We start from the raw sequence: 16,562 nt of genomic DNA, 5'->3' as shown, positions 1-16,562 counted from the left end.
TTTAGGTTTTTTTATAAGACTCTAAAATTAAGTAGAATATATGAATCTCTCAGATTCCTTAAAAAGATATTTTTATTTACTTTTTGAGTTTATCAGCAAATACTTGCTTGAACTTCTCGACCTTTGGCTTGATTACAAATTGACAATAAGGTTGCGTACCATTGTCATTGTAATAATTCTGATGGTAATCTTCCGCAACATAAAAATTCGTGAACGGAGTTATTTCTGTAACAATAGGCCTTGGAAAAGCTCCTGATTCATCTAATTTCTTCATGTAGTAAGTAGCAACGTCTTTTTGTTCCTCTGAATGATAAAATATAGCTGAGCGATATTGAGGCCCCACATCAGCACCTTGACGGTTGAGGGTAGTAGGATCATGTGTAGCCCAGAAGATCTCTAAAATCTCTTCAAAAGATATAATTTTGGGATCATAAGCAAACTGTATCACTTCTGCATGCCCTGTGGTTCCCGATGTTACTTGTCTGTAGCTTGGCCTATCAACATGCCCACCGCTATAGCCAGACTGTACTCCTTCTACACCTTCAAGATCCAAATAGATGGCTTCAATACACCAAAAGCAACCCGATCCTAATGTAGCTAATTCCATGCCTTCGGGGGCTTCGGCTTGTGTACTGGGTAGATTTTTCATGGATTTTGAATTTTGCTGTTGTGCTATTGAGAAATTGAAAAAAGAGCAGATACTCCAAATGCTTAATAATATGATTCGATTCATATGGGCTTACTTTTTCTAAGTAACCACAAATCGATCAGCTAAGTTTGATTTTTCAGCATAATTCTAACAGGACCTTTGGGTTTTAGTAAAGGATCAACAGGAATTCCGCTCTGAGTGACAATGATTTTACCCTCTTGATACAGCCGCATCATTTCTTCATTGACTTCATCCATAAAGTAACTCCAAGCTTCGGGAAAAATCCATCTAACAACCTCTGAAGGACAAAAGGTTTTTCCTCTCTGCAATCTTCCCATCTCCAAAATCGCCAATTCTAGAATCGGTATGTCAGTAGGATATCTCAAAACATCAATTACAAATCATGATGAAAACAGGCGGAAAATTTTTAAGTGTAAATGTAGTCTTGATGTTAGGGAAATAATCTGCAAACTGATATTTAAGCATATAGGAATAACAGATCTGTATGAATTTTCCTGATTCCGCTACAGAGTTTTTACTTTTTTGATAGATCTGATTTCTAACTACCTTCGGTATCAAGCTAAATGGCAAGGAAGATAGAATCAAATCAGCTTTTTCTCCATGAAGATATCGATCTATATGTTCTGCCGAGTCATTGATGATGATGACATTTTCTTGAGGGAATAACTTTTCTAGATTCTTACAAAACTTCGCGGAGATTTCAAATACTAAAAGCTTCGCATCAGAGTCCATCCGAGCTACTATACCTTGTGTTATACTCCCATCTCCTCCACCTAATTCTACGATTACCTTGGCTCCATTAAAATTCGCATAAGAAAGCATTTTATCTACCAAAGGTTTGGAACTGAATGTCACTGCTCCAGTGGTTGAGATATTTGTGAAAAGCTCTTTTATTAATTTTAAATTGGCCATTATTTACTATTTCAAATCAAAAATCTTTTTATTCTTAACACCAGCTCACTTGGATTGAAAGGTTTAGAAATAAAATCATCAGCTCCTAAACTAAAAGCTTTATCAACCGCACTCTCTTCATCTCCAAGAGAAGACAAAATCAAAATTGGAATATTTGGAAACTCTTTTTTTGACAAGTGGGTAACCTCAAGACCTGATTTGTAAGGCAGCATGATATCTGTAATCACTAGATCAGGCTTATACATTCGTATAGCCTTTATCCCACTGTCTCCATCTTTAGCAATATAAATTTTAAATCCCTCTTGCTTGAGCTTGTATTCCGTCATCTTCAGAATCAACTCATCATCTTCAATCAATACAATTTTATATTTACTCAACTCTTCCATTTTTCTAGCTTTAAAATCTGTATTGAAGGTTCAATGTGCCTTCAAATTCACTTTGGGTGACACCAGGAGAAAATTCTTGATAATTGTACATAAACTGTAAGCCAAACAACACCTTTTTTCCGAAGGTCTTATAGTAGCCTGCGCCAGCTCGATAGGAATCGAGGGCAACTCTGTTCTCAAACTGACCAAGCGTAGTACGCTCGTCAGGGGAAGTACCATAGCCAGCAATAAAGGTGAAATAATCGAACCTCCCACCAAAGAAATAGCGAGTTGTCAATGTAAATGCAGGGTAAATACTGCTTTCTTCATTTTGAATAAAGGTCCTCAAGTTAATCCAATAAGATCCTACATATTTACCAATTCCAATGATTCCGGATCTGAAAACCCTGTCACCTTCGGGTGGAGTTACCTTAGTATACCTCAAGCCCAATTCACCTTCCCATCCATTGATGAAGTTCTTGTAATACGAATAGCCTAATCTCCAATTAGGAAATACGATAGCATCACTGTAAGCTACACCTACATAAGAATAAGACATTTTTCCAGTAAAAAAGTAAGACTCTAATTCATATTGAAAACCATTGGTAATCGATTCTCCACTACTCAATCGATCTGCATAGTTTACCCTACCGATAAGACTTCCCCACTCTCTCTCTCTGATGTACTGGGCTCCTGCTAAATGCCAAGGGCCTACCCCATCTCTATCAAAACCAGTCAAACTGTAAGTCAGCCCAACTCTATCTGAGTTGAAACGTGAATCGAGCAGATTAAATCTTTGTCTGAAAGTAGATTGATCAGGATACTGCTCCAAGAGATTTTTCAGAAAATCATACTCTACTCTCTGATCTCCTCGCTCAATCAAGATCTGATGTTCAAATCCGAGTAAAGGGCCTAAAGGTAGACCTGATGATTTGGCATCATCTATCCAAAACTTAGCCTTTTCAAAATCCTGTCTTGAAATTTCAATTGGAATGATATACCCATAAACCTCTTCATATGCTTTATTGCGTTCCAAAACATAATTGAAGTAAAAGCTCGCACTATCCAAATCTGAAGCTCGCTGATGTATCCTACCCAAAAGCACATGAAAATCTAGATAATCTGGAGCAATAGCAATTGCCTGCCAGGCTAACTTTTTGGCCTGATTAGAATTATTTTTTTCATTGAACTCTTTGTAAGCTTGAACCAATAAGCTATCAGTATCAATCTTTTGAGCGGTAGCTTCAAATGATGCTAAAATTAATAAGAGACAAAAATAGACCTTGATATTTGTTTTCATATTACTTCTTTTTCGTCTGGAATCCAGTTCTCTGCATATTTCCCCATTTTTGTTCTTTATTGGTAAAGAAATGCCAATAGCCTTTCAATGCTGCAAATACCACAAATGGATGATAAGTAAATGGCTCTATGACACCTTTTAACACCAATTTAAATAAATCCATTCTTGACCTATAGTACTTATTGAACCATTCATCAAGTAGCACAGAAATGATAGTTATTGTCAAATAAAACAAATAAACAGCCAAGATCAATTTTAAAATAACTATTGTATTTACATTTAAGAATATGATACTCAATATAATGGTAATCAATCCCAAAATCTCTAAAATAGGAACAATAAACTCGAAGAAAAAGAAATAGGGCATAGCTATAAAGCCAGTTTTACCATATTTAGGGTTGAAAAACATTTTTCTATGAATAGTCAAAGTTTGGATCAATCCACGCGCCCACCGTACTCTTTGTCTTAATAATACTGCTCTGGTAGATGGCACTTCAGTCCAGCACAATGTTTCTGGTATGTATAGAATTTTAAATTTCTCCTTTTGCTCGTGCATATATTGTCTCATACGAGATATCAAATCCATGTCCTCGCCAAGAGACTTATGCCAGTACCCTCCTACTTTGATCACTATTTCCCGATCAAACATCCCCAAGCCTCCTGATACTAAGAGCAAGGAATTGATTTGACCCCAAGCCATTCTTCCAAAAAGAAAAGCTCTGATGTATTCTAATTCTTGAAAGCTCGCCCACCAATTGTCTGGAAACTGTACATCTACTAAGAAACCATCTTTTACAGTACAAGAATTTGATGGTCTCAAGGCTGCTCCAGTTGCAATGATTCTATGGTCAGACTCCATAAAAGGTTTTGCAAGTTTCATGATGGTGTCATTTCTCAAAATACAATCTACATCCGTACAGATAAAAAGTGGATATTTTGCCGAGTTGATTCCTGCATTAGAAGCATCTGCCTTACTTTTACCATTTTCCTTATCGACAACCAATAAATGCGAGTAGACTGGGTTAGAAGATTTATAATGACCCCTGACAGGTTTAGTTTCAATTTTAGCTTCGTAAAAAAAGTCAACTTTAACCAATTCAAACTCATCAATTAATTTTTGTAATGTATCATCTGTACTCCCATCATTGATTATAACAACTTCGAATTTGGGGTAATTCAGATTCATCAAAGACCGCACATTGTGGACAATACTCAATGCTTCATTGAAGGCTGGTGCCACTATAGAAACCCCAACAACATGATTGGACTTCACTAAAATATCATCCTTAAAAAAATACTTATTGTTGTTGTAATCTTTTATAGCTAAGAAGGCCAAAAAGGCCAATACAACGTAGAGAGACAAATAAGAGGTCGAGTAAAACAAAATAAATGCCTCGTAATACTCCATCAAAATTTTAAAATAATCAAGTAGCATATCAAATATGGGGATCAAGTACATGTTTTTTTACTGCAGCCAAAACAGAATCGGTGGCATATTCCATTTGGAAATAGTCAGAATCTAATTTCTTCAATCCTTCCATAGCTGCCAATAAAATCTCAGACCTACTTTGAGATTTTACTATTTCATACAAAAAGGCTTCTGATTCTGAAGACCCAATATCAGAAAGTGCCTCTATCATACTGATTTTAATCTCTTCACTTTCATTATCATACAATTTGATAAGTATACTTTCAGCCTCAGATATATACAGTTTTTTTACTACATCCAAAGCACTTTTCCTAATGTGTTCATTTTCGCTTTCTAGTAGCTCTAATACCTTATCCTTATACTCAAGGGCATTATAATGAGATACCAATTTCAAAACAAACCCCACATGAGTCGGGATATCAAAATCTAACCATTGCTCTAGTTGAGATGGCTTTTTGATTTTTTTTCTTTGTATGATATCTATCAATTTCAATTCGTCTATAGGACTTATAAAATCAGCATAATCCTCCAAAATCTTCAAGGGATCTTCTTCTGACAAGGAAATGTAGGCTAAAAGTGCTGCAGTCCTGATTTGCATGTTTTTATGCTTAACAAACGGGTATATTGCCTTTGCACTAGGCGCGTAGCCCAATTCTCTCCAATAATATAGGGCTTTGCTAATGTAATACCACCTACCCGTTTCTAAAAGGCTTTTCATATAAGTAAACAGACCAAACTGTAAATAAGCTTTGATCAAAATTTCTTTTTGATTGCCTTTAAGATTTTTGTCTAGATCTATGATGTTCTCAATCAGAAGTTCTTTACACCACCTTTTTTTGAATGGAATTTTCTTTTTGAATTTTTCTACTTGTCGATTAAAATCCTCTTCTGATAGCGATTCTTCAAATAAAATAGATGAGAAAAATCCATAGATTTTATATTGAGTTACTTTTTCTTGATCCTCTAGGATCAGTCTTTTTCGCTTCAAACGAAAAAGAAACAATAAAACAAATGCAAATAAGCCTAAAAGAAATAACAGTAATAAATCAATGGATGAATCAAACCATAAATAATCGTTCAAGGCAAAAAGCGGTATTTTAACTCCGAAAACTGGGTGAATAAGATAAAGGTTCATAAGTCGAAATATAAACATAAAGTCTATGGTCAAACAAAACCACAGACTTTATTTTAAGATTTATATTTCAATTATAAGAATTTTTTAACCATTTCTTCACTCTGAAAGAAAGTTCATTCGGTTTGAATGGCTTAGGAATAAAATCAGAAGCTCCATTTGTAAATGCTTCCAAAACGGTACTCTCCTCTTCACCTAAAGAGCTTAAAACTATTACTGGAATGCCTGGTTTAACTCTTTTGGCATGATTAATAATTTCAAGACCATTCATGAATGGAATCATGACATCAGTAATAATTAAATCAGGAAACTGATTATCAATTGCGTCTATGCCAGCCAACCCATCTTCGACACTGGTTACTTGATAGCCATCCTTCTTCAATCTAAACTGAACCAAACTAGATATTAGCTTATCATCTTCAATAATCAATACATTTTTCATGGTGTTTTTCTATAGGTGATATCGAAATATACGAGGTTTTTGGCTTAAAAAAATCACAATCAATACTCCTAAATAATGCAATTTTTATTGGAAAAATTATACAGGTATGAATATGATTTACAAGTTCAGATATTTGCCGTTCCTAACATATTTATGCTGAAAAAAAAATAAAAATTTTTCTAAAAAAAATCTTTTGCTAGCTTACAAGATTGAAAAAATCAACTAATCATCAATCTATAGAATGAAAATCAGTACAAAAATCAAGTTACTGAGTAGTGTTATTGTAGCCGCATTTTTCATTGCTAATTCACAGGTTCAGGCTCAAAGTGATCCTAGTGGAAATAGGAGAGTCACTAGCTCCTATGCAATCAAAAATGCAACGATTACAACTGCTCCTGGCAACACCATAAAGGGTGCCACTATCTTATTCAAAGACGGGCTTATCCAAGCTGTCGGAACAAATGTCAACATTCCAGTAGGGACAGATGTCATCAATGGGGATTCCCTGTTCATCTACCCTGGATTTATCGATGGTGCGAGTACCTCAGGAGTCAGCAGACCGGCTGAGCCAGAAAGACCATCTAACTTTGATTCTTCTAACCCTACCGACGAACAGGCAGGAATTACACCATGGAGATCAGTATTGGATTACCTTGATATGGGTAACAATGCCATATCGGACTGGAGAAAAGTCGGATTTACAGTAGCACAATCTATTCCTGATGGAGGAATGATCTCTGGAAAATCAGCCATCGTAGTCTTCGGTAGTGGTGAATCTACTAATGTTTTGGCTCAAAACACTGCGCTAAGTGCAAGATTCAGAGGTTCTAGAGGTATGTATCCTGGAACACCTCTTGGTGTGATGGCTAAATTTAGAGATGTTTATAAAAATGCTGAATTGTCATCTACACATACGAGACTCTTCGCCTCAAATACTGGTTTGAACAGACCTGAAATAAATAAAACTTATCAGGCTATGTTCCCAGTTTTGGATAAAAATATCCCAGTCATATTCGATGTTTCCAATGACCTTGAGCTTAGAAGAGCCTTGAGATTGCAAAAAGAACTAGGTTTCAAAATTATCTTATCTGGAGTCACAGAAGTAGAAAATGTAATTAATGAAATCAAAGCTGCCAATGCGACTATCTTGCTTGCACTCACACTACCTGAAGACAAAACAAAAGCAAAAGATGATGCAACTGACGAGTATATCGCCAGAACAGCACGAGTGAAAGAAGCCTATGAAAAAGCACTAAAACAAGCAGCTATACTAGAAAAAGAAGGTATCAAGTTTGGCTTTACTACTACAGGAGCCAAGGCAGGAGATATGATGAAAAACATCAAAATCATGATGGATAATGGCTTGAGCGAAAATGCCGCTTTAGCTGCCTTGACAGTAAATAATGCACAAAATCTAGGCATTCAGAAGTTTGCTGGTACTTTAGAGAAAGGCAAATTGGCAAATATGGTCGTGATGACAGCTCCAATTTTCACGGAAGATGCACAAGTGAAGCATGTGATTGCGGATGGCTATGTATATGATTATGAAGTAAAGCCTAAAAGAGCAGCAAATGGCAATGGTAACAGAAATGGTGGCAATCCATCTGGAGCATCTGCATTGGCTGGTACTTGGGAGTATGTATCAGACACCCCAGCTGGAAGCTCTGGAGGCTTGATGAAGATAGAAGGAAGTGGATCAAATTTGAAAGGGACGATAACTTTTGATGATCCCACAGGTAATGGTACTGCCCAAGCAGACATGAAAGACATCAAGCTTGTAGATGGCAATCTAAGCTTCACTTTTGATGTGTCTGCTGGTGGAATGGACCTCAACGTAGATGTCAAAGGTGATATCACAGATGATAAGTTTACAGGAAGAATGTCTCTTGGCAACTTCGGTAGCTTTCCACTCAATGCCACTAAAAAACCAAATAATTCAAACTTCTAAACCTATCTCAAAATGAAAAAGCTGAATAGTATTATAGCCGCATTTTTGATCATGGTTTGGATGCCAACCATGGGTCAAACTCAAAAAGGATCTGTTTTAATTAAAAATGCTACCGTTCTTACAGTAACTCAAGGAACGCTTGAGGATACTGATGTTTTGGTAGAAAATGGAATCATCAAAAAAATTGGCAAAGGACTCTCTGCTAATAATGTGACCATCATAGATGCCAAAGGTAAATATGTGATGCCTGGTATCATCGATGCTCACTCCCATGTAGCTCTGGATGCGGTCAATGAAGCAACTGCTCCGATCACATCAGAAGTCCAAATGGCAGACGTAGTAGATCCTTACGACATTGGGCTCTATAGATCTTTGGCCGGCGGTGTTACAATCTCACACGCCATGCATGGTTCCGCTAATGCTATTGGAGGTCAAAATATCACGCTCAAACACAGATACGGAACATTCAATCCTGAGGATCTTTTCATGAAAGATGCTCCTAGAACTATCAAGTTTGCCCTAGGAGAAAACCCAACAAGAGTTCACGGTAGAGGTAAAAATATCCAACCAAGAACAAGAATGGGCGTGGAAGCAGTCATCAGAAATGGCTTCAATGAAGCCCTACAATACAAAAAAGTATGGGAGACATATAATAATGCATTGAAGCAAAAAGATGCTACACCTATTCCACCAAAGTATGACGAAAGACTTCAGACCCTAGTAGACATCCTTGACGGAAAAGTCATCATCCACTGTCACTCCTACAGAGCTGATGAAATCTATGCGTTGATCAACACTTGTAGAGATTTTGGAATCACCAATATTGTATTCTCACACGTGAACGAAGGATTCAAAGTGGCTCCTGAATTAGCGGAATATACCATGGGCGCTTCTGTATTTGCGGATTGGTGGGCTTATAAGTTTGAAGTGTATTATTCTACTGCTTACAATGCTGCGATTTTGACTGAAAACAATGTGATCACTTCTATCAATTCTGATTCAGGTGAATTGATTCGCCACTTGTACCATGAAGCTGCCAAAACGCAACGTTATGGTCAGCTTAGTGATGATCAAGCATTGGCATTGATCACGATCAATCCTGCTAAGCAGCTGGGAATCGCTGACAAGGTGGGATCTATTGAAGAAGGTAAGCAAGCCGACTTGGTAATCTTCGAAGGACACCCATTATCAGTCTATGCAATTCCACAAATGACATTTGTAGATGGTGTGAAGTATTTTGACATCAATGATGATCAGGATGATATGAGACTTCGTGTTAGTGCCAATGAAACTGTAGAACCTATTTTCCTCAAAGAACATGATCACAACTGTATGCATGGGGTGGATTTCTTCTTCAATAACTTTGGAAGAAGCCTTTTCCAGCACTCACATTAATCAGTAGAGGGACATTTCAAAATTTTAGAAATCATGAAGAAATTCAAATCAATTATATACCTAATGGCCTTGCTACTTTTCCCTATGATTGCTCAAGCGCAATTTGACGGGGAGTTTATCAAGCCTAGAAATGGTAAATTCTTATTACAAAACGCTACTTTAGTAACTGTAACAAAGGGAACTATCCAAAATGGTAGCGTCTTGATCGCCAATGGTAAAATCGAAGCTGTAGGCCAAAGTATTCCTGCAGGTGATGCAGAGGTGATCGACTGTACCGGACAATTTATCTACCCCGGCATGTTTGATGGTGGTAGTAGATTGGGTTTGGTGGAAGTAAATTCCTTGCCTGAAACACAAGATTTTGCTGAGATTGGGCAAGTCACGCCAAACATGAGAGCTTTGGTAGCTGTAAACCCGAACTCCGTGGCTATTCCAGTAACAAGAGTGAGTGGCGTGACTACTACGCTTGCGACTCCTTCTGGTGGGCTTTTTCCAGGAACTGCTGCCCTGATCAATCTCAATGGCTACACAGCTGATCAGATGTCAGCTGGCTTTGAAGGAGTGATTCTCAACTTCCCTACTTCTGCTCGTAGAAGCACTTGGGATAGAAGAAGCGAAGAAGACGTAAAAAGAGATGCTGATAGAGCTCAGAAAAACCTGAATGATATTTGGGAAAGAGCGACTAAGTATCATGAAATGAAGACTGCAAAAGCGGAACTTCAGTTCTACCCAGAAATGGATCAACTCGCGAAAGTAATAGCTGGTGAATTGCCTCTTTTGGTTGAAGTGAATGCTGCTGGAGATATCGAAGTAGCTATCAAATGGATCAAAGAAAAAGGTGTAAAAGCCATATTGACCGGAGTAGCAGAAGGCTGGAGAGTGGCAGATAAGATCGCTGAGTCTGGTCTTCCTGTGATCACAGGACCAATGTTGTCTATCCCAACGCGTCAATCAGATCGATTTGATGCTGCTTACACTAATCCAGGCAAGATGGCCAAGGCAGGTGTAAAGGTTGTCATCAGATCTAATGATGCAGAAAACACCAGAAACCTTCCTTTTAATGCTGGATTTGCTGCTGCATATGGTATGGGCAAAGAAGAAGCGCTAAAAGCTGTCACGATCAATGCCGCTGAGGTATTTGGTGTGGCAGATAGAATGGGTTCTATAGAGGCTGGCAAAGATGCTACGCTTTTCGTCTCTTCTGGCGATCCATTCGAAACAAAAACACAAATCGCACATGTATTCATCGATGGCTATAGAGTACCGATGAGCAACAGACATATCAAGTTGTATCAGGAATTCTTAGAAAGATCGCCTGGATTGGAAAAGTAAAAGCTTCCATTCATCTAAAAAATGCGGACTTGTTTGACAAGCCCGCATTTTTTTTTCTTCTTTTGTAAAAAGAATCCTAATTATGAAAAATTACACTTTAGCTAGCTTTATGCTTTTGCTGATCTTGTTCAGCATTTCTTCCTGCCAAAGTCCATCAGAGGACAAGATACAAGAAGCTATTGATACTTTTCGTATCGGGTATGCTCCAGATAAGCGAGTTGCTCTTTGGGATATTCACTGGGATGGTAAAATACTCAGTGGTGAAACTAACCTTGACCATGCGCTAGTTCCTTTTTTGGAGCATATCGATACACTTGGAGTCAAATATGAAAATCAAATCAAGCTCCTACCTGACCCTGCACTTGAAGGAAAGCATTATGGGCTTGTGACGATTTCAGTAGCCAATATCCGTAGTGACGCCAAGCATTCAGCAGAAATGGCAACACAAGCAATTATGGGCACACCACTCAAAGTTTTAAAGAAAAAAGACTCCTGGTACTTGATACAAACTCCAGAAGGTTATATCTCTTGGGTAGATGCAGCAGGTATTGTTTTGAAAACTGAGCAAGAGATGCTTGCATGGCAAAAGTCTGACAAAGTGATTTTCACTGAACTGACTGGCCATATTTTCTTGGATGAAAATGAAACAGCATTTGTCAGCGACTTGGTAGCGGGAAATATCGTAGCAATTGATGAGGAGACAAGATATCACGTAAGGGTCGCTTTACCAGATGGAAGAGTAGGGCTGGTCAGGAAAAATCAAGTAATGTCATATGAAGCTTGGCTCAATAGTAGAAAAACAAGTCCTGAAAACCTCATAAACACTGCCAAATCCATGATGGGCTCACCCTACCTTTGGGGAGGAACGTCTATCAAGGGAGTAGACTGCAGCGGATTTACCAAGACAATTTTTTTCCTTAACGGAGCCATCATCCCCAGAGATGCATCGCAACAAATTCACGAAGGTGAAGAAGTAGATATAGATAAAAACTGGGACAACTTGCAGGTTGGTGACCTCTTATTTTTCGGAGAAAAAGCGACTGCTGATAAGAAAGAACGCGTGGTCCATGTCGGCATGTGGATTGGTGACAATTCTTTTATTCATTCTAGGGGGAGAGTACGTATCAGTAGTTTTGATCCAGCTAATCCTGATTATGATGAATATGAACTTAATCGATATCTCAGAACGAAAAGAATTATTGGTAAAGAGAGTAAAAACATTAAAAATGTAGAGGGCCTTTTTGAATCAGTCCCCAACTAATCATGATCTCTAAAACTCCTATTCCACCTTATTACGCAGTGATTTTCACCAATATACTCAACGAAGAGTATCAGGGATACAACGAAATGTCAGATATAATCGAGCAACTTGTTATCAATCAGGATGGTTATTTGGGACATGAGTCTGTCAGAAATGGATTGGGTATTACCGTCAGCTACTGGGAAAGTTTAGCAGCAATCAAAGCATGGAAATCTAATTCAGATCATCAAATCGCCCAGAAATTAGGAAAGAAAGACTGGTATAAGCATTTTAAAGTAAGGATCTGTAAAGTAGAGCATGATTATGAGTTTTTAACTAATGAAAAGTGAAAAACAAGTGACCTTATCTCTTTATAGCTTGGTACATCATACTTGGTACGATTTAACCTATTCCTCAAAGTCCAGCCAAAGTTGTTTGCCAAAGTAATCCTTTTCCTCAGTCAAGTTTAGATTAGATAAGCCAATCCCAAATAAGCGAACTGGTTGCATCAAGACTTCTTGATCCAAAAGCTCTTGTACTGTCTCCCAAATTTTGGGCAATTCAACATACTGCTCAAAGCTTTTAGAGCGTGTATGGATAGAGAAGTCCTTATATTTTATTTTCAAGGTAACAGTCCTTCCTTTGATCCCCGTACGTTCTATCCTGCGGCATAATTCCTGATAAATCTCATTTAGAGCATTCTCCCATTCCATCAAAGTCGCTAAATCTTTGTCAAAAGTGTTTTCAGCACTCAAGGATTTCCTAGTGCGGTTAGGTTGCACCTCACTGAGATGGATTCCTCTCACAATATTATAAAAATGCAAACCAGATTTACCAAACTTCTTTGTCAGAAACTGCAAACTATATTCCTTCAAGTCTTTACCCTGATGTATACCAAACTGCTTCATCTTCTCGGCAGTGACTTTGCCTATTCCAAAGAATCGCTCAATGGGCAATCTATCGAGAAAGGCTTCTGCCTCCTCTGGTAAAATCACTGCTTGCCCATTGGGTTTGTTGATATCTGAGGCAGTTTTGGCCAAGAACTTATTGTAGGAAATACCAGCAGAGGCATTGAGTCCTGTTTGTGTTTTGATCTTGGCTCTAATTTCTTTGGCTAGCAAGGTGGCCGAAGGGTTGCCAACTTTATTCTCAGTCACATCAAGAAAAGCCTCATCTAACGAGAGAGGCTCGACCAAATCAGTGTATTCATAAAAAATCTCACGGATTTGATTTGATATTTCTTTGTATCGATCAAATCTGGGTTTCACAAAAATCAATTGAGGACATTTCAAAGCTGCCATCTTTCCTGACATGGCAGACCGCACCCCATACTTTCTTGCCTCATAGGACGCTGCAGCCACTACTCCACGCTCCCTATTCCCTCCTACTGCGAGTGGCTTGCCTCTGAGTTCAGGATAATCCAACTGCTCCACAGATGCATAAAATGCATCCATGTCGACATGTATGATTTTCCTGATTTTATCCATTACATTTTAGAACTACTTTCACTTTGGAGTGTTTCTAGGATTGCTGAGGCCTTGAGAAAGCATTCCTCATATTCGTAAGCTGCATCTGCATCATAAGTAATGGCGCTGCCTACGGCAAAATAGCCTTTCTGAGCACGCTGATCATAGATGATGCTTCGAATTATTACATTCATGTCTAAATCTCCATTGGGATGAATATAACCTACAGTCCCTGAAAACCAGCCTCTTTTAAAATTCTCGTAGCAATCTATTAATTCCATGCACTTGATCTTCGGTGCACCCGTCATGCTTCCCATAGGGAATGTAGCATGAATCATTTCTTTCAGGTTCAAGCTAGCTTTAAGTTCTGCTGATACTGTCGAAATCATTTGAAATACCTTTGGAAATGCATAAACTCCAAATAACTCCTCCACCTGCACAGAGCCAGTTTCGGCAATTTTAGATAAATCGTTGCGCATCAGGTCTACAATCATCAAATTCTCAGCTCTTTCCTTTTCGCTATGCAGCAATTCTTTAGAAAGCGCCAAGTCTTCATTTCCGTCTTTACCTCTTCGAATAGTCCCTTTGATCGGCTGAGCGATGATTTTAGAATCAGCAACCTTTAAAAATCGCTCAGGAGAGGCACAAACTAAATAACTTGATTCTGCCTTAAATAAAGCAGAAAATGGCATAGCAGATCTTTTGGTCAAATCGAAAAATCCTTGAACAGGATTCCAGTCTGCTTTGAAATCAAAAGCCATACAATAATTCAACTCATAAATATCACCTTCCAAAATATGGTTCTGAATGGCTTTGACAGCTTCTATATAAGCTTCTTTGGAGGTCAATTGTCGAACCTGGATTGATGGATTTATTTGAGCAGTACATTGGAAAGCCACTATTTGCCAAAAAATATTTTCTGGTTCGTTGGACTCTATTTCAATACTATTTTCATGAAACAGCACTTTCACATCAGGAAGGAAAAACAAAGTATCTGGTAGATCCACTAAGGATCGATTATCGCTAGCAAGTTTTTCAATTTGATTTTTGAAATCATAGGATAAGATTCCAACCATTTCAGATTTTTTGTAATAAACAGATGCTTGATCTAAATTAAAACAAGAAGAGCCTGCAAAAAAAGACTTTTTGAATCCATCATAAGGATAATTGACTTGGTGATTTTCGAAAAAAGCAAAATAAGGATATTGGTTAGAAGCCCAGCTCAATAGGTTTTTAATCCAATCTGCATGTTCTCTTGTAGGTAAATTAAAAGTTTGAATCATATCACAAAATTACAGCATATAAAACAAAAAAGGGAAACCTTTCGATTTCCCTTATTCTAATTTTTATAATTGACTTAGTTTGCTTTGATATCAAATTTAACACTTACTGTGTTGTAGATGAATTGATCTTTTGCTTTGTCTACGGCAGTACTTTCGTCTCCGTACATCAATCCCCAGTTGGTTCTATCGATATTGAAACCAGCTTGTGCTGATACAGTACCATCAGCCATAGATACTATAGCAGGGAATTTGATATTTTTCGAAGTGCCTCTCATGGTCAAATTACCAGAGATCCAATGTGTAGGAGTACCATCGATCAACTCAGAATCTTTCTTTGGAGTGAAATCTGTCTTGAATTCTTCTTTGTCTTCGATTTCGTCAGAAGAACCATAAACTTCGATTGAAGTCACTTCAAACATTGCTTCTGGATGATTACCTGCGTCGAAGAAATCAGCAGACTGAAGGTGTCCCCAAAGTTTGCCATAGTTTTCGTTAGACTCTTCCATGTCTTCGATTTTCAATCCCGTGATGTCAAATACGAATTTTCCACCTGTGATAGTTTCGCCGTCTACCATCAATTCACCCGTAGTTACTGGAATGAATCCCCAGTGCTGACCAGCTGGCTTATAACCTCTCCAGTCTACTTTAGAAGTAGCAGCGTCGATGGTCAATGTTGTACCAGAAGCTTCACCTACTTCTACAGCGTCAGTAGCCTCTACTGTATCGCCAGGGTTTCCACATGATACTGCGATGAAAGCCGCAGCGATAAATAAACCTGTCTTTTGAACTAGTTTCATAATAATTGTTTAATTTAAGTCTGATTTTAAATGTATATACACGAAAACCATTGTTGGCTAAAAAAGTTCAACAATAGGTAAAATAAATTTTAATAAGAGGAAGAAAATTGTGTACAAGAGGGTTGAAAATGTAGTAATCCTTGATAGTTGATTGGTTATCTGGGATAAGGAAATAAGTAACTGTTTGATTAGATACCAGCAGATTAACAAATTTAACATCTGTTAATTTCATGAATAGAATTTGTTTTATAGCAGCTACAATTAAACTACTATATTTGTTAACATAAATAATCAATCAAAAACCAATGCCATTAATCAAAACTATCAGAGGAAAAAGTCCCCAAATGGGCGAAAACTGCTGGCTAGCAGATAATGCAACTGTGGTTGGAGATGTCATCATGGGCAAAAACTGTACGGTATGGTTCAATGCTGTCGTCCGTGGAGATGTGCATGAAATCAGAATCGGGGATGATACCAATATTCAAGATGGCGCAGTGATTCACTGCACTTATCAGAAAGCTGGTACCTACATAGGCAATAAAGTTTCTATCGCCCACAATGCAATTGTACATGGCTGTACCATTCATGACAATGTTCTGATCGGTATGGGAGCAATAGTGATGGATGATGCCGTGATACATTCAGGGGCAGTAATAGCCGCAGGAGCCATCGTCCTTGCAGGCACAATCGTGGAAGCCAACAGCATCTACGCTGGGATGCCCGCCAAAAAAGTCAAGACTACTGGTCCTGAAATGCTAGAAGTCATTGAAAGAACAGCCAAAAACTACCCGATGTATGCGGAGTGGTTTAAAGAATAAAATTTCAAGATTAATTACTGATTCACTTTTTTC

The 16,562-nt window shown here is 38.0% G+C and carries 17 protein-coding genes; 6 read left to right on the top strand and 11 right to left on the bottom strand.

Annotated elements, in window-relative coordinates; translation table 11 throughout:
* Window positions 1–76 precede the first annotated feature (76 nt).
* The 8 genes from msrA to CHB66_RS06370 form a co-directional block, all read right to left on the bottom strand.
* Window positions 77–649 (bottom strand): peptide-methionine (S)-S-oxide reductase MsrA, encoded by a 573-nt coding sequence (msrA, locus tag CHB66_RS06405; RefSeq protein WP_170932447.1) that lies wholly within the window; start codon window positions 647–649, stop codon window positions 77–79.
* A 122-nt stretch (window positions 650–771) separates the two neighbouring features.
* Window positions 772–1,035, bottom strand: coding sequence for a DUF3253 domain-containing protein (locus CHB66_RS06400; protein ID WP_245812676.1), 264 nt, complete (start codon window positions 1,033–1,035; stop codon window positions 772–774).
* A gap of 4 nt (window positions 1,036–1,039) precedes the next feature.
* Window positions 1,040–1,582, bottom strand: coding sequence for a class I SAM-dependent methyltransferase (locus CHB66_RS06395; RefSeq protein ID WP_089239159.1), 543 nt, complete (start codon window positions 1,580–1,582; stop codon window positions 1,040–1,042).
* Between the two features lie 11 nt (window positions 1,583–1,593).
* Complete coding sequence (locus tag CHB66_RS06390; protein ID WP_089239157.1) at window positions 1,594–1,968, bottom strand: response regulator transcription factor; 375 nt, start codon at window positions 1,966–1,968, stop codon at window positions 1,594–1,596.
* A 10-nt stretch (window positions 1,969–1,978) separates the two neighbouring features.
* Window positions 1,979–3,247, bottom strand: coding sequence for a YaiO family outer membrane beta-barrel protein (locus CHB66_RS06385; RefSeq protein WP_089239155.1), 1,269 nt, complete (start codon window positions 3,245–3,247; stop codon window positions 1,979–1,981).
* Between the two features lies 1 nt (window position 3,248).
* Window positions 3,249–4,706: a glycosyltransferase family 2 protein gene (locus CHB66_RS06380; RefSeq protein ID WP_245812675.1), complete on the bottom strand. Its 1,458-nt coding sequence runs from the start codon at window positions 4,704–4,706 to the stop codon at window positions 3,249–3,251.
* Entirely contained in the window at window positions 4,684–5,664 is a 981-nt protein-coding gene (locus CHB66_RS06375) for a HEAT repeat domain-containing protein (RefSeq protein WP_141107376.1), read from the bottom strand. Before CHB66_RS06375 ends, CHB66_RS06380 begins: the two co-directional genes overlap by 23 nt.
* A gap of 214 nt (window positions 5,665–5,878) precedes the next feature.
* Entirely contained in the window at window positions 5,879–6,250 is a 372-nt protein-coding gene (locus tag CHB66_RS06370) for a response regulator transcription factor (RefSeq protein WP_089239151.1), read from the bottom strand.
* 241 nt (window positions 6,251–6,491) lie between these two features.
* On the opposite strand from CHB66_RS06370, the gene CHB66_RS06365 reads away from it, so the two are divergent.
* The 5 genes from CHB66_RS06365 (at window position 6,492) to CHB66_RS06345 (ending at window position 12,515) form a co-directional block, all read left to right on the top strand.
* On the top strand, window positions 6,492–8,198 hold the full coding sequence (locus tag CHB66_RS06365) for an amidohydrolase family protein (protein WP_089239149.1): 1,707 nt from the start codon (window positions 6,492–6,494) through the stop codon (window positions 8,196–8,198).
* A gap of 12 nt (window positions 8,199–8,210) precedes the next feature.
* Complete coding sequence (locus tag CHB66_RS06360) at window positions 8,211–9,593, top strand: amidohydrolase family protein (protein ID WP_089239147.1); 1,383 nt, start codon at window positions 8,211–8,213, stop codon at window positions 9,591–9,593.
* 33 nt (window positions 9,594–9,626) lie between these two features.
* Window positions 9,627–10,925 (top strand): amidohydrolase family protein, encoded by a 1,299-nt coding sequence (locus CHB66_RS06355; protein ID WP_089239145.1) that lies wholly within the window; start codon window positions 9,627–9,629, stop codon window positions 10,923–10,925.
* Between the two features lie 82 nt (window positions 10,926–11,007).
* Window positions 11,008–12,186, top strand: coding sequence for a C40 family peptidase (locus CHB66_RS06350; RefSeq protein ID WP_089239143.1), 1,179 nt, complete (start codon window positions 11,008–11,010; stop codon window positions 12,184–12,186).
* A gap of 2 nt (window positions 12,187–12,188) precedes the next feature.
* On the top strand, window positions 12,189–12,515 hold the full coding sequence (locus tag CHB66_RS06345) for an antibiotic biosynthesis monooxygenase family protein (protein WP_089239141.1): 327 nt from the start codon (window positions 12,189–12,191) through the stop codon (window positions 12,513–12,515).
* Window positions 12,516–12,572: 57 nt separating this feature from the next.
* Here the strand turns inward: CHB66_RS06345 and dinB are convergent, their stop codons facing one another.
* The 3 genes from dinB to CHB66_RS06330 all read right to left on the bottom strand — a co-directional run bounded on the left by dinB (window position 12,573) and on the right by CHB66_RS06330 (window position 15,711).
* Window positions 12,573–13,652 carry a DNA polymerase IV gene (gene dinB / locus CHB66_RS06340; RefSeq protein ID WP_089239139.1) on the bottom strand — a complete coding sequence of 360 codons (1,080 nt, stop codon included), beginning with the start codon at window positions 13,650–13,652 and terminating at the stop codon, window positions 12,573–12,575.
* Window positions 13,652–14,914, bottom strand: a complete 1,263-nt coding sequence (locus tag CHB66_RS06335; RefSeq protein WP_089239137.1) for an anthranilate synthase component I family protein — start codon at window positions 14,912–14,914, stop codon at window positions 13,652–13,654. Before CHB66_RS06335 ends, dinB begins: the two co-directional genes overlap by 1 nt.
* Window positions 14,915–14,988: 74 nt before the next feature.
* The gene (locus CHB66_RS06330) at window positions 14,989–15,711 is read right to left on the bottom strand and encodes a YceI family protein (RefSeq protein WP_089239135.1); all 723 of its coding nucleotides are present in this window, start codon (window positions 15,709–15,711) and stop codon (window positions 14,989–14,991) included.
* A gap of 305 nt (window positions 15,712–16,016) precedes the next feature.
* Between CHB66_RS06330 and CHB66_RS06325 the strand changes: the two genes are divergently transcribed.
* Complete coding sequence (locus CHB66_RS06325; protein WP_089239133.1) at window positions 16,017–16,529, top strand: gamma carbonic anhydrase family protein; 513 nt, start codon at window positions 16,017–16,019, stop codon at window positions 16,527–16,529.
* Window positions 16,530–16,562: the final 33 nt, after the last annotated feature.

The organism is Belliella buryatensis, assembly GCF_900188245.1.
GTDB lineage: Bacteria > Bacteroidota > Bacteroidia > Cytophagales > Cyclobacteriaceae > Belliella > Belliella buryatensis.
This window is presented reverse-complemented; position numbering and strand designations above follow the sequence as displayed.